Source organism: Collimonas sp. OK607 (assembly GCF_900111995.1).
GTDB lineage: Bacteria > Pseudomonadota > Gammaproteobacteria > Burkholderiales > Burkholderiaceae_D > Collimonas.
In genome coordinates, this window is the sequence record NZ_FOKF01000027.1 from 39,166 (window position 1) to 52,668 (window position 13,503).

At 58.8% G+C, this 13,503-nt stretch carries 16 protein-coding genes and 1 pseudogene; 2 read left to right on the plus strand and 15 right to left on the minus strand.

Annotated features, from left to right (window positions below):
* Positions 1-24: 24 nt before the first annotated feature.
* The 13 genes from fliR to fliF form a co-directional block, all read right to left on the minus strand.
* Positions 25-819 (minus strand): flagellar biosynthetic protein FliR, encoded by a 795-nt coding sequence (gene fliR / locus BM029_RS17570; RefSeq protein ID WP_092438197.1) that lies wholly within the window; start codon positions 817-819, stop codon positions 25-27.
* Positions 819-1,088: a flagellar biosynthesis protein FliQ gene (fliQ, locus tag BM029_RS17575; RefSeq protein ID WP_092352994.1), complete on the minus strand. Its 270-nt coding sequence runs from the start codon at positions 1,086-1,088 to the stop codon at positions 819-821. The genes fliR and fliQ overlap by 1 nt, the downstream gene beginning before the upstream one ends.
* A gap of 9 nt (positions 1,089-1,097) precedes the next feature.
* Complete coding sequence (gene fliP / locus BM029_RS17580) at positions 1,098-1,889, minus strand: flagellar type III secretion system pore protein FliP (RefSeq protein WP_244545110.1); 792 nt, start codon at positions 1,887-1,889, stop codon at positions 1,098-1,100.
* A 66-nt stretch (positions 1,890-1,955) separates the two neighbouring features.
* Complete coding sequence (fliO, locus tag BM029_RS17585) at positions 1,956-2,438, minus strand: flagellar biosynthetic protein FliO (RefSeq protein WP_092438201.1); 483 nt, start codon at positions 2,436-2,438, stop codon at positions 1,956-1,958.
* Positions 2,435-2,860 (minus strand): flagellar motor switch protein FliN, encoded by a 426-nt coding sequence (gene fliN, locus BM029_RS17590; RefSeq protein WP_092438203.1) that lies wholly within the window; start codon positions 2,858-2,860, stop codon positions 2,435-2,437. Before fliN ends, fliO begins: the two co-directional genes overlap by 4 nt.
* Positions 2,853-3,872, minus strand: a complete 1,020-nt coding sequence (gene fliM / locus BM029_RS17595; protein WP_092438205.1) for a flagellar motor switch protein FliM — start codon at positions 3,870-3,872, stop codon at positions 2,853-2,855. Before fliM ends, fliN begins: the two co-directional genes overlap by 8 nt.
* Positions 3,873-3,887: 15 nt before the next feature.
* Positions 3,888-4,361 (minus strand): flagellar basal body-associated protein FliL, encoded by a 474-nt coding sequence (gene fliL, locus BM029_RS17600; RefSeq protein ID WP_092438269.1) that lies wholly within the window; start codon positions 4,359-4,361, stop codon positions 3,888-3,890.
* 127 nt (positions 4,362-4,488) lie between these two features.
* Positions 4,489-5,850, minus strand: coding sequence for a flagellar hook-length control protein FliK (locus tag BM029_RS17605; RefSeq protein WP_092438207.1), 1,362 nt, complete (start codon positions 5,848-5,850; stop codon positions 4,489-4,491).
* A gap of 17 nt (positions 5,851-5,867) precedes the next feature.
* On the minus strand, positions 5,868-6,326 hold the full coding sequence (gene fliJ, locus BM029_RS17610) for a flagellar export protein FliJ (RefSeq protein ID WP_092438208.1): 459 nt from the start codon (positions 6,324-6,326) through the stop codon (positions 5,868-5,870).
* A gap of 108 nt (positions 6,327-6,434) precedes the next feature.
* Positions 6,435-7,901, minus strand: a complete 1,467-nt coding sequence (gene fliI / locus BM029_RS17615) for a flagellar protein export ATPase FliI (RefSeq protein WP_092438210.1) — start codon at positions 7,899-7,901, stop codon at positions 6,435-6,437.
* Complete coding sequence (fliH, locus tag BM029_RS17620) at positions 7,894-8,670, minus strand: flagellar assembly protein FliH (RefSeq protein WP_092438212.1); 777 nt, start codon at positions 8,668-8,670, stop codon at positions 7,894-7,896. The genes fliI and fliH overlap by 8 nt, the downstream gene beginning before the upstream one ends.
* A complete protein-coding gene (gene fliG / locus BM029_RS17625; RefSeq protein ID WP_092438214.1) occupies positions 8,663-9,661 on the minus strand; it encodes a flagellar motor switch protein FliG in 999 nt (332 codons plus the stop codon). Before fliG ends, fliH begins: the two co-directional genes overlap by 8 nt.
* Positions 9,654-11,363 carry a flagellar basal-body MS-ring/collar protein FliF gene (fliF, locus tag BM029_RS17630; RefSeq protein WP_092438216.1) on the minus strand — a complete coding sequence of 570 codons (1,710 nt, stop codon included), beginning with the start codon at positions 11,361-11,363 and terminating at the stop codon, positions 9,654-9,656. The genes fliG and fliF overlap by 8 nt, the downstream gene beginning before the upstream one ends.
* Positions 11,364-11,713: 350 nt before the next feature.
* Between fliF and fliE the strand changes: the two genes are divergently transcribed.
* Together fliE and BM029_RS26345 are read left to right on the plus strand one after the other, a co-directional pair.
* A complete protein-coding gene (gene fliE / locus BM029_RS17635; protein WP_092438218.1) occupies positions 11,714-12,031 on the plus strand; it encodes a flagellar hook-basal body complex protein FliE in 318 nt (105 codons plus the stop codon).
* A gap of 175 nt (positions 12,032-12,206) precedes the next feature.
* A pseudogene (locus BM029_RS26345) lies at positions 12,207-12,545 on the plus strand (transposase); the annotation flags it as partial.
* Positions 12,546-12,597: 52 nt separating this feature from the next.
* Here the strand turns inward: BM029_RS26345 and BM029_RS17645 are convergent.
* Both BM029_RS17645 and fliS read right to left on the minus strand, forming a co-directional pair.
* On the minus strand, positions 12,598-12,924 hold the full coding sequence (locus tag BM029_RS17645) for a flagellar protein FliT (RefSeq protein WP_092438222.1): 327 nt from the start codon (positions 12,922-12,924) through the stop codon (positions 12,598-12,600).
* Between the two features lie 154 nt (positions 12,925-13,078).
* Positions 13,079-13,495 (minus strand): flagellar export chaperone FliS, encoded by a 417-nt coding sequence (gene fliS, locus BM029_RS17650; protein ID WP_092438224.1) that lies wholly within the window; start codon positions 13,493-13,495, stop codon positions 13,079-13,081.
* Positions 13,496-13,503: the final 8 nt, after the last annotated feature.

The following is a 13,503-nucleotide window of genomic DNA, read 5'->3' on the forward strand; positions in this document are numbered from 1 at the left end:
GGTGGGCACAAAAGCGTGCCCACCCTACGGCCGCAATGCCTGCGCTACATGGAGCATGTTGGCCAGGCCGAGCGCAAATTCCTGTTCCAGAAATGGCCTCAAGTGTGGTATCAACTGTTGCAGCATCATGATACCGCCCAGCAGAGTCAAAGGAAAGCCGACGGCAAAGATGCTTAGTTGCGGTGAAGCCCGGTTGAGAATGCCCATGGCCAGATTCAACGTCAGCAGGGTGGCTACCAGGGGCAGCGCCAGCATCAACCCTGCCGAAATCACATTGGCGCCGGCCAATACCAGGAAATACCAGCCTTCTGCGGCCAGCGGCGCATCGGAAATCGGTAGAACCTGGAAGCTTTCGACCAGCGTGCTGATGACCATCAGATGGCCGTCCACCGCCAGGAACATCAGCATCGCCAGCATATTCAGCAGACTGGCCAGCACCATGGTGTTGCCGCCGCTGTTGGGGTCGAAGAACGAGGCGAAGGACAAGCCCATCTGCAAGCCGGCATAATCGCCGGCAGCTTGTACCGCGGCAAATACCAGCCGCATGGAAAATCCCATGGCCGAGCCGATCAGGACTTGCTGGATCAGAATCCACACGCCACCGGCCGAGACCAAGGGTACGGATGGCATGGCGCCGAGGGTAGGGCCGATGGCAATCGCCAGCAATGCAGCGAGGCCGACCTTGACCTGACGCGCCACTTTTTTCTCGCCGAATATCGGGCTGCTGCTGATCAGGGCCAGCATCCGGACGAAGGGCCACACAAATGCCACTATCCAGGCACTGAGTTGGGTTGAGGTGACTGACAGGACCGGCGGCATCAGCCAACCAGTTGCGGAATGCTGGAAAACAGCTGGCGCATGTAATCCAGGATGGAGTTCAGCATCCACGGCCCGGCGATGACCATGGTCGCACACACAGCTAATAATTTTGGAATGAATGACAGGGTCATTTCATTGATCTGAGTGGCTGCTTGAAACAGACTGATGATCAAACCGCTGATCAAGGCCACCAGCAACAGCGGCGCGCCTAGCAGGAGAGTCATTTTCATGGCCTGGTAGCCAAGCGCCATTACCGATTCAGGAGTCATTTTATCACCTCACGTATAGAAACTTTGGGCCAGGGCGCCGATCAGCAGATTCCACCCATCGACCAGCACGAACAGCATCAGCTTGAACGGTAGCGAGATGGTGGCGGGCGGTACCATCATCATCCCCATCGACATCAAGACGCTGGCCACCACCAGGTCGACGATCAGGAACGGGATAAAGATGGTGAAGCCGATCTGGAACGCGGTCTTGAGCTCGCTGATGACAAACGCCGGCACCAGTATCCTTAGCGGAACTTCTTCCGGACCTTGCATCTGCGGAACTTGCGCCAACCTGGCAAACAGGGCCAGGTCGCCTTCCCGGGTCTGCTTCAACATGAACTGCTTGAACGGCTGGATCCCGCGGTCGAGCGCTTGTTCGGCGCTGATCTTGTTGTCGGAGAACGGTTTGTAGGCGTCGCTGTAGGCTTTATCGAATACAGGCGACATGACGAAAAAGGTCAGGAATAGCGATAGTCCGACCAGGATCTGGTTGGGTGGCGAACTCTGCGCGCCGATGGCGGTACGCAACAGGCCCAGCACGATGATGATGCGGGTGAAACTGGTCATCGTCAGCAACAGCGCCGGCAGGAACGAGAGCGAGGTCAGCAGCAGCATGGTCTGGACGCTGAGCGACCAGGTCTGGCTGCCGCCTGGTCCGGCGGTGCTGGTGATGCCGGGAAGTGCCTGTGCGCCAGCTATTGCCGGCAGCAGGCCAAGAGCCAGAATAAGAGTCGGAAACAGTGCCGGCAACAGCGCTGACAGCAATTTACCGTGTCGTGCGAGGAGGGAAAGAGGGCGCATTCTGCCAATCGGTTTGAATAGATGAATAGTTGTGCGGCGTGAGCGCGGGGTGTCTACGCAGAATCGCTACTTGCGCCCCAGCGACTCTCGCAATTTTTGTGCGAAGGCGCTGGCTGCATTAGTGGCTGCGATTGCGCCGCGTGCGATCGGTAATTTGACCTCTTCCGCCAATTCTTGTGCCGGCATGGTATGCAGGGATTGAATCTGTCCCGGCGTTACTCCCAGCGCCAGCCAGGTGCCGCCGATTTCAACCACCACCACCCTTTCTCGCTGACCGATAGAGGTACTGGCAATCACTTTAACCAGCCGACCGCTATTGTGTTTTTGCAATCCAAGGCGGCGCGCCACCCAGGCGCACAGGAAAATCAGCGCAAGTACCACCGCCAGGCCGGAAGCCGCCTGCAGCAAGCCGGTGGCGCCCCATGATGGAGCCGCCGTGGCAGTTACTGCGGCAGGCGGTGTAGCGATCATGGCTGAAGCGGGCAGGGCGACAAAAGGTAACAGCGACAGCAGCAGTAGCGTTCGCCGTACCATGAGCAAGGGTTTCATCGGTTCAGTTTGTGTATGCGCTCGGACGGCGTGATGATGTCGGTCAGGCGAATCCCGAATTTGTCATTGACCACCACCACTTCGCCCTGGGCGATCAGGTAGCCGTTGATCAGCACGTCCATCGGCTCGCCGGCCAGGCCATCCAGTTCCACTACCGATCCTTGTGCCAGTTGCAGCAGGTTCTTGATGGTGATCCGGGTGCGGCCCAGCTCGGCAGTCATCTGCACCGGGATATCCAGGATCATGTCGATATCGGTCTTGGCTACTTCTGCGGGTTCACCGCTGAGCGGCTGAAATACCTTGGCAGCAGCTGAAGCAGGGGCGGCCGGTGCTGGTTGCGACGCAGCGGTCTGGGCGGCGAGCGCGCTGGCCCAGTCGTCGGCGGCTTCGGCGTTTGGATCCGGCTTGTTTTCGTCACTCATGTTTATTTCCCTTTAATTCACCTGATTCACCTGAATCACCTTCGCGGTGATTGATCATTTTTTCTACTCGCAACGCATAGCGGCCGTTGGAAGTACCGTATCCGCATTCCATCACCGGCACGCCGTCTACCTTGGCGATAATCGACTCCGGCATTTCTATCGGCAGCACATCGCCGACTTTCAGTTTGAGCAGCTGGCCTATGGTCGACGGCAGGGTCTGGAAATCGACTTTCAGCTGGACATCGGCGCTTTGCACCTGTTGCGACAGTTGCTTGACCCAGCGCTTGTCAATTTCCACCTCATCCTGAACCGGATTGGAGAGCAAATCGCGTATCGGTTCTATCATCGAATACGGAATGCATATATGCAGGGCGCCGCCGATTGGTCCGAACTCGATATGGAAAGTGGTGTTAACCACGACTTCATTCGGTGTCGCGATGTTGGCGAACTTGGTATGCATCTCCGAGCGCACGTGTTCGAATTCGAGCGGGTAAATCGGATTCCAGGCGCTGCCATAGCTTTCCAGCGCCAGGTTCAACAGTCGAGTGATGATGCGTTGTTCGGTCGGGGTAAAGTCGCGCCCCTCGACCCGCATGTGGAAACGACCATCGCCGCCGAACAGATTGTCGACTACCAGGAACACCAGGTTCGGATCGAACACGAACAGCGCCGTGCCGCGCAACGGTTTCATGTGCAGCAGGTTGATGTTTGCCGGCACCGGCAGATGGCGGATGAATTCGCTGTATTTCTGGACGTGCACCGCGCCTACCGAAATGTCGGCGCTGCGGCGCATGAAATTGAAGAGTGAGCTGCGCAGTTGGCGCGCAAATCGCTCGTTGATGATTTCCAGCGTATGCATGCGGCCGCGCACGATACGTTCCTGGGTCCCAAGGTTGTAGGCTTGCACACCTTCCGTGCTCGGGGCCGGCGCGGCGGCTGCATCGGCCTCGCCGGTGACGCCTTGCAGTAATGCATCTACTTCGTCCTGAGACAGTAGCTGTTCATAAGCCATAGCTGGATCTCGGTTTCACTGCACCACGAAGGCGGTAAACAACACATTGGTGATGTGTTGCGGCGGCTGGCTGCTGGCCAGGGGCTTGTTCAATGCCTTAAGGATTTCTGCGGCAAGCAGGTTCTTGTCGTCGGCGGTAATCAGGGTATTCGGATCGCGGTTCGACAATAGGCTGAGAATCCGGCTGCGCGTCTCAGGCAAGTACTGGACAATCTGCGCCTGGGTTTTGGCGTCCGCCACTTTCAAGGTCAGGCCGATATGCAGGAACCGATCGCGGTCTTCCGCCTGCAGGTTGACCGTAAACGGATCGAGGGCGACAAAAATCGGTGTTTCCGGGATTGGCGCCGCGACTGTCTTGACGGCTGGTTGCATACGGGTGAAATAATAAGCCGCTCCGGCCGCAACCAAGGCCGCGGTCAGGACGATCAAGATCAATCCAAGCTTGTTTTTTTTAGGTGCTGCTACTGCGTTGTCGGTGATGGTTGCCATGGTTTTTCCTGCATCAGATTTCAGCGTCCATTCTTTGCCAAAAGGGCGTCGAACCATCTGCTGATATAAAGGGAGAAAGCGCTTCAGATCCTGCATTTGTTGCGCCGCGAAGTTCTGTTTTTTTCTGTTAGGCAAAAATGTCGACCTTGCCGTTGCCATTCCGGCTAACCGGAACAGCGCTACGTCCGACGTTGCCGCTCAACTCGCCTGCGGCCATGCCGGCCTGGGATTGGTGATTGGAACCCCTATGACCGCTCTGGCTTTGGGCAAATGCACTTTGCTGCCGTTGTTGCGGTTGCTGGGCGTCTGCGCTGACGGAGGTGTTGCCCAGGTTGATACCGCTCTCAGCCAGACTGTTGCGCAGCTGTGGCAGGGCCGCTTCAAGTGCCGCCCGCACCGATTGATGGGCCGAGACAAACATGGCTTGCGCCTGGTTGTCATTGATGGTCAACGTAACTTTCAGCGGGCCCAGGTCTGGCGGGTTGAGGTGCAGCTCAGCGCTCTGGTTGTTGGTGTTACCCATCCAGATAACTTGTTTACCGAGTGCGGTACCCCAGCCGTCGCTGCCCACCACAGGGGATAGAGCCAGCTTGACCTGGGGTGGCGCTGAGCTAGCTGTCGCCGCTGTCGTTTGGGCATGCGCCATGGCTGGATTGATCTGAGCTGTCATATCCAGATTCGGCTGGCCGGAGTTGCCGGCGGCCGCCTTGGCTGCCGTGACGCCGTTCACACTGGCGGCGGCCGCAACGTCGGTCTTCCCGGCGTCGACCTTGGCTGCGGTTTGACTATCCTGGCGTCCCGGTTTTCCCAATTTTTCGTGTTTGCCGTCATCATGTGCCGCTTGCTGTCCGGCGGCGCCGCCTGCAGCCATCTGGTTGATGGTCTGCTGCGGATTCTGTGTCAGCGTGGTGTACTCGCCACTACCTGGCTCTTGGCTCGCCAGACCACTCTGTTTAGATGATGTTGCACCGGCCGGACTAGCGTGAGCTGCCAATTGACCCGCGGCGGGCAGAGCCGCTTCAGCGAGGGGAGTGCTTTTATCGCCTGTTTCCGCGTCCGCTATGGTGGTCGCAGCGGGCGCACCGGATTTGCTGCCGGCCGCGGCGATTGCCGCATTTAGCCGGATCTCCGCGGCTGATTGCGGTTGGCTGTCACTGCCGGATTGAGCATTGACCTCGATTGCTTTGGCGCTGGTCGGCGGCAATGCCAGGAACGCTAACGCCGGCACTGCGACCGGATCTTGCTGATGCCCGCTGTCCTGGCCGGTATTGGCGCTGCCGTTGGCCGGGCGACGTGCTGCCGGGCGATCGGCTGGCTTGGCGCTGTTTGCGGCGTTGTCGGCCGACTTGTCGGAACCCGCGAGCGAACGGTCCAGTACCTTGCCGAAATGATCGGCGTCGGGCTGCTGTGCATTCGCGCTGCTACCGGCCTTGTTTGCGGAAGGCGCCGCTTGCAGGGCAGCGGTGCCGGATGAAACTATTAGAGACATGACGATTCCTTGATGAATTATTCTGCTGCTGCGGAGAGCATGCGTAGCCGGAATTGCCGGGCAGCGTGTTCGTCGCTGGCGTGCTGCTCGCGTTTATTGGCTAGCTGTGCCTGTTGTTCCTTGACCCGTGCGGCCAGCGTGTCGAACGAACTCAGGCGGCGCTTGTTCTGCTGCCAGTCGGTGCGCCCGCGCGCCAGCCTCGAATCGGCCTGGGCGGCGACCGCGCGTTGCTGTTCGATAGCACCGTCCAGAGTGCCGATGAAGTGCTGGAAATTGCGCCAGCGTGACGACGACACCCCATCCTGCATCTGGGTTTGCAGCTGATCGTAGTATTCCTGGCGATAGCGGATCAGCATCTCCAGCTTTTCCGCCGCGCTGATCTGCGTGCGCTGCAACTGTCCCAGGCGACGGGTTGCTTCGTCGGTCTTGTTCTGGGCCAGTTCAATCAACATGGCGAGCGGTAATGTATTTGACATGATTTCCTCTCAAACCTGGGGGATCTCTCCGTTTGTCTTCATTGCGGCGTATCTGTAAGTTAACGGCAACCCTAATAAAAAATGTAGAAGCGGCTAGAGCCGTTGCGTTTAATTCCCATGATCCGCTTGAAACAATTGCTCCAGTTGCGTAATCGCTTCTATATAGTCGGCACGCTCGGCCATTCCCTGCTGCAAAAATGCTTCGATCTTCGGGTACAGCGCAATCGCTTTATCCAACTGCAAGTCATGCCCCGGGGCATAAGCGCCGACACTGATCAGATCGCGGTTGCGTTGATAGCGCGACAACATTTGCTTGAAACGTCGCACGGCATCGAACTGGGCCGGTTCGATCAGCGAAGTCATGGCGCGGCTGATCGAGGCTTCGATATCGATCGCCGGGTAGTGGCCTGATTCGGCCAGGCTGCGCGAGAGCACCACGTGGCCGTCCAGGATCGCGCGCGCGGCATCGGCAATCGGGTCTTGCTGATCGTCGCCTTCGGTCAGTACGGTATAGAAGGCGGTAATCGCGCCGCCTTTGCCTGAGGCGTCGCGTGCGCCATTGCCGGCACGTTCCACCAGCGCCGGCAGTTTGGCGAATACCGACGGCGGATAACCTTTAGTGGCCGGCGGTTCGCCCACCGCCAGGGCGATTTCGCGTTGCGCCATGGCGTATCGCGTGAGCGAGTCCATGATCAGCAAGACATCTTTGCCTTGGTCGCGAAAATATTCGGCCAGCGAGGTGGCATAGGCGGCGCCCTGCAAGCGCAATAGCGGCGAAGTATCGGCCGGAGCGGCGACTACGACCGCCCGCGCCAGTCCTTCCACGCCTAAGGTGTTTTCGATGAAATCCTTGACTTCGCGGCCGCGTTCGCCGATCAGGCCGACGATGATCACTTCGGCGCTGGTATAGCGCGCCATCATGCCAAGCAGTACGCTTTTGCCGACCCCGGAACCGGCAAACAATCCCATGCGCTGGCCGCGGCCGACTGTCAGCAGGGCGTTGATGGCGCGCACACCGACATCCAGCACGCTGTCGATAGGCGCGCGCGCCAATGGGTTGATGGGGGCTGCGGATAGCGGCACTTCGCGGCTGAAATCCAATGGGCCGAGGCCATCCAGCGGCCGGCCTGCGGCATCGACGACCCGCCCCAGCATGCCTTCACCGACCGGCAGACGCTTGCTGCCGGGTTCAGCCGGCGGGTTGCCGGTACCAGCGCTGTTGGAAGACGATGCGGCTGCTTCGAGCGGATACACGCGTGCCCCGGGTAATAATCCCGCGACTTCGGTTTGCGGCATCAGGAACAGGCGGTCGCCGGCAAAACCGACTACTTCGGCCTCCGTCGTGCGTTGCGCGTATCCCGGCGGCAGTTCAATCAGGCAATCGCTACCCACCGGCAGCCGTAAACCGACAGCTTCCAGCACCAGGCCGACCGCACGGGTCAGACGGCCGTAAGTACGGATCGGAATGCTACGGCCGACGCTGATGCTGGCGTTGCCAAGCACGTTGTGCCAGGCTTGCAGATGGCGGTTGTTTGCCGGCTGGCCGTCGCCGGACGGATGCCGGACGTCAGTCATGGGACGCTATTGTTACGCTGGCCTGGCTACGGCCAAGTGCAGCCGCTACGCGTTGCCAACGGGTTTCCATGGTGGCGTCCAGTTCGCCGCTGCTGGCTTGTACCCGGCAGCCGCCGCGGGTGATGGTTGGATCGCTGCGTAACAGCCAGCCGGCAGCTTGCAGATCTTCTGCCAGATACTGCTGCACCAGCGCCATATCGTCGGCATGCATCAGCAGACGCGGGGTGCCGCTCAATGCCGGCTCGGTTTGCAATAACTCCCTTACCGCGGCCAGGATCAGCTGCGGTTCAACCGTCAGCGCCTGGCGCACTACCTGGCGCGCAATATCCAGCGCCAGAGTCAATAAATCGTCGGCCAGTTCTTTTTCCGCCAGGCGCAGTGCGCCGGGCATGGCCAGGCTTAGTGCACGCAAGCCTTCAGCTTCGTTGCGTGCAATCTCCAGGCCGGCGGCATAACCTTCTTGCCAGCCTTCGGCATGGCCTTGCTGGCGGCCTTCGCTGGCGCCGGCCTGTTGCGCGTCCTGGCGCAGACGCTGCAATTCGGCTTCGTCTATCAGCAGTTTCGGTTCCAGCACTGCCAGCATCGGCTCGGCCGCGAGCGCTGGCGCCGACGTCTCTGCCGCCGAGCGGTCTGCCGGTTGCTGCACATCTCCCATCTCCCACCGTTGCCAGGCGCTCATCGGCGGTTTTGGCAGATGTGCAGGATTTGCAGCCGCCGGCGTTTTGCGGCGGGAAGACAACTTGCCGTAGCCTTGATCGAGATCAGACATAGGCGTCGCTGCCCTGTCCGCCGATCACGATTTCGCCAGAATCGGCCAGACGCCGTACGATCTGCAGGATACTCTTTTGCTCGCTCTCGACTTGCGAAACCCTGACCGGGCCGCGCACTTCCAGATCCTCGCGCAGCATTTCGGCAGCGCGTTGCGACATGTTGCGCAGGAATTTCTCGCGCAACTCCGGGGCTGCGCCCTTGAGGGCGACGATCAGCGATTCCGATTCGACTTCCTTGAGCAACAGCTGGATGCCGCGGTCTTCGATTTCCAGCAGATTCTCGAACAAGAACATTTCGTCGATAATTCGTTGCGCCAGGTCGCCGTCGTGTTCGCGCACGTGCTGGATCACGCTTTCTTCTTGCGTACTGCTCATCAGGTTGAGAATCTCGGCCGCGGCTCTGACGCCACCCAGGCGGCTACGCTTGACGCCCTGGCCGGACAACAGGCCGGTCAGCACTTCGGTCAGTTCGGCGAGCGCCGCCGGTTGCACGCCGCCGAAGGTGGCGACCCGCAGGATCACGTCATGCCGCAAACGCTCGGTGAACAATTCCAGCACCTCGGATGCCTTGCTGCGATCCAGGTGCACCAGCAAGGTGGCGATGATCTGCGGATGTTCGTCGCGGATCAGCTCTGCCACCTCGTTGGCTTCCAGCCAGTTCAGCGTATCGATGCCGTTGGTGGAATTGTTGCCGGATTCGAGAATGTCTTCGATCAGGCTGGCGGCGCGATCGCTGCCCAGCGCCTTGTTCAGCACCGCCCGGATATAGCTGCCGGAATCCAGGTTGAGCGCAGAGAACTGCTCGGTTTCAAGCCGGAATTCATCCATGACTTCGGCAATCTGTTCGCGTGTTACCTGGCGCAGCTTGGACATCGCCAAGCCGAGCTTTTGAACCTCTTGCGGGGCCAGGTGCTGGAACACGGCAGCGGCGCCGTCCTCGCCCAGCGACATTAGCAGGATTGCGCTTTTTCTGATTCCGTCGTCATTCATCGTTGCCCATCCAGTTCTTGATTACCATGGCGACCAGGCGTGGATCTTTCTCGGCCATGCTTTGTGCGTGCTGCATATTCTCTTGATGGCGGTCGGCCTGGCGTTGTTTTGCTTCTTCGCTCAACTTGATTTGTTCTGGCGACTGCGCATCCGCTGCTTTGGCGGGTGCTTCGGTGGTTGCGGACCCGGCAGCCGGCGCCCCTTGCAAATGCTTGCGCAGCAGCGGACGGACCAGGCCGAACCACAGCCACAGGCCAAGGATGCCGAGCAGCAGATACTTGCCTGCGCTTTTGGCCAGTTCGATGTTGTCGGGCTGGCGCCAGACTGGCAGCTCCGGTTCCGGCGCATCGCCGGCAAACTGGCTGTTCACCACATTCAGCGAATCACCGCGGTCGACGCTGTAGCCCATTGCCTGCTTGACCAGGTTTTTCACCTGCTCCAGCTCGGCCGCCGGCAGTGCCTGCGTGACCACCTTACCCTGAGCATTGGTGGCGCCGCGGTAGTTCACTACCACCGCTACCGACAGGCGTTTGATGGCGCCGGCGCTCTGCTGCACATGGCTGATCGATTTATCCACTTCATAGTTAGTGGTGACGTCGCGGCGAACGTTGCTGGAGCCGCCGCTGCGAGGTGCACTGTTAGCGGCATTGGCGGCGTTTGCAACACTGGCCGGATTGGCTTGTCCATTGGCCGGGGAAGCCGGGGCGGTGTTAAGGGGCGCAGTCGGATTGGCCGGCGGCTGATTCGACAAGGCGCCGGGAACGCCACCCGCCGGACTTGCCCCTTGCTGATTGGCGTCGCTCGACTGCTGGCTGCGGATGGCGGCCTTGGTCGGATCCTGGTTCGGCGTGTATTTTTCGTCGGTATGCTCGACCGTTGAGAAATCGATGTCTGCAGCAACTTGCGCACGCACATTGCTGGCGCCGACTATCGGTTGCAGGATGGCTTCGATCCGGCGGATATAAGTCTGCTCGATTTCCTGCGCATATTTCAACTGGGTCGCATCCAGGCCGCGATTGCCGGTGGCCGGCGTCGACAGCAGATTTCCGCTCTGATCGACGATCGTGACATTCTTGGCATTCAGTTCCGGCACGCTGCTAGATACCAGGTGCGCGATGGCGCTTACCTGGCCGTCATCGATGGAACGTCCCCGATGCAAGGTGAGGATGACCGATGCGCTGGGTTTTTGCTGGTCGCGCACAAATAGCGAAGGTTTGGGCAGCGCCAGATGGATACGCGCCGCTTCGACTGCTGAAATCGATTCTATCGAACGGGCCAGTTCACCTTCCAGCGCGCGCTGGTAGTTGACCTGCTCGGCAAACTGGCTGACGCCGAATTTCTGATTATCCATCAGTTCGAAACCGACCGATCCGCCCTTAGGCAGGCCTTGCGACGCCAGCCGCAAACGCGCTTCATGGACCTGTTCGGATGCGACCAATACCGCACCGCCGCCTTCGGCGAATTTATACGGGATATTCATTTGCTGCAGCGAGGCGATGATAGCGCCACCATCACGATCTGACAGATTGCTGTACAGGACACGATAATCGGGAGCCCGGCTCCAGAGCCAGAAAGCGGCTATGGCCGCTACCGCGAGCGAGGCGCCGACGATCAGTGGTAGTTTTGGATTGGTGCGCACTTGCTCCAGCAGCGTCGGTTTCTTGTCGCCAGCGAGGTTGGCGCCCGTTGCGGCTGCGTTCATGCAGCCACCTCGGATGAAGTCTGGCTGTGTTGGTTACTGCTGTTCACTATGCGCTTCTGTGTATCGGACATACAGCAAGCTTTCCTTAGAATGGATAACAGATGTCAACAAAGGTAAATCGGATAATCCAAGGCAGCCTGTGTCGACGCTAATGATTGTCAACGGCCAGGCCGTTTTTCGATCGCTCGAATAGCTGCGCTTTTTCCCATCATTTGCCGCTATGCAAAAAAATCATTGCTGTTACGCTGGTTGGCAACAGCTAGCATTTATCGTCAGATCCAGGCGGCACATAGGCCTGTCCCGTGGACGACGATGAGAATTCAGAAAAATCAGGTAGGAGAGGATGGAATATGGCGATAGCAGCGATCGAATCGGTATTACAGCAATTAACTGCGACGGCGCAAATCGCCGGCGGCGGGGCGGCGGCCAGTAATGGCATAGCCGGCGGCGGCTTTGCCGACGAAATGAAAAAAACGCTGGAACGCATCAGCACCGGCCAGCAGCACGCGGCCGGCCAGGCCGAGGCATTCGAGCTGGGTAAGCCCGGCGTATCCCTGAATGACGTGATGATCGATTTACAAAAGGCGAATGTCGGTTTTCAGATGGGCCTGCAAGTGCGTAACAAGGTAGTTGCGGCTTATCAGGAAATTATGAATATGCCAGCCTGAAAGTCGTTTCTGGAGCAAGCATGTATAAAACAGGGCGATAGTCTTACTGTGTCATAAAGTAAATTATGTGTGTAGTGTGTATACCGTTGAACTATCTATAACGACAGGAGACGGGAATCACGAATTTGGCTGAGTTGGATATCACCTTGAGCACCTCGGCGAGGCATTGAGTCATATGGATCGCAAGGCAGGTTTTAAAAATGACTGCTAAGGACTTATGCTTCCGATTGCCCGCAAGAGCGTCGAGCCGTTACATGTGCGCGCCAGACATCAATCCCTCCATAATGGCGGAGTCGGCGTGGTAGGACAGCGTCGTACCGGCATCGGTGGGTGATCACGTCAAACCATTGCTGGTCACCGATACCGGGCATTATTGGATCATCGGAGACACCGGTTTCCCCAAGAAAGGCAAACATTCGGTAGGCGTGGTGCGTCAGTACTGCGGTCAACCTGGTAAGCAGGACAACTGCCAGGTTGCCGTCACTTGTCGCTCGCCACCGAGTCGGGTAGTGTGTAGATCGCTTATCAACGAAAGGTGTCACACCGCTCATGACGGCATATGAAGCTTATTGATCGTAAGCCTGATTGATATCCTGCTGACGCCTGAGGTTGCCCATCAAGGTGCTTAGCCGTGCGAACTGTGGTGTCACCAGATCGCGAATCTCCGCATCGTCGGCAAGTATTCTGCGCAACAACTGCTGTTTTTGCGCCAGTTGTGATGCATCGAGCGCAGCCACAGGAGTGATTTCCTTCAGGCGTTCGACGCAGGAGCGAACCTGCGTTTCCAGCGTCATCATGCCATCCCAGTCGCCCACCCGCGCCAGCTCCAGCATGCGTCCGGTTAACGGTGCGATTTGTTCGTAACAGTCCATCAGCTCGTGTTGATATCCCATATCACTCTCCTATCTACAAATGCCTTGAAGCGCTCGCCACAGCGGTGTCCGGTTCCCGGACGGTCTTGTGACTGCTAATACCGTTCAGTCAGGGATAGTTGCGTATCGAAGGAAGTCAGCGCCTCAGCATAGAAATTGCCTTAACTGAACGGAATTACTGGTGACGGCCCACTTCGCGCCATGCGGAAGCTATGCTTTCCAGCAGCCGGTCCGCCTCATCCAGCAAGGCCGGATCGTTGCGCAGGTTGGCCTGCAGCAGGCGCTGACCGATGTAATCGTATAGCGCCGACAGATTGGCCACCAGTTCGCAGCCGGCCGGATCGTTGGCATCGGCGTCCAGAGCGGCTTTCAAACCGTTATCAACAATATTTATAACCTTCGAGATGGCATTCCCCTTGGCCGCAATCTCACCCTGCGCCATATGATGCCGAGCCATGCTGATGGCGGTTTTGGCGCCGTCGAACAGCATCAGCATCAATTGCTGCTGCGAAGCGTTCATCACGCTGGTTTCGAGTCCTAGCCGGCCATAAGCCTTAGCACCGGCGTTGGATGATGCGTAGGGGGCGTACATAATGGTTT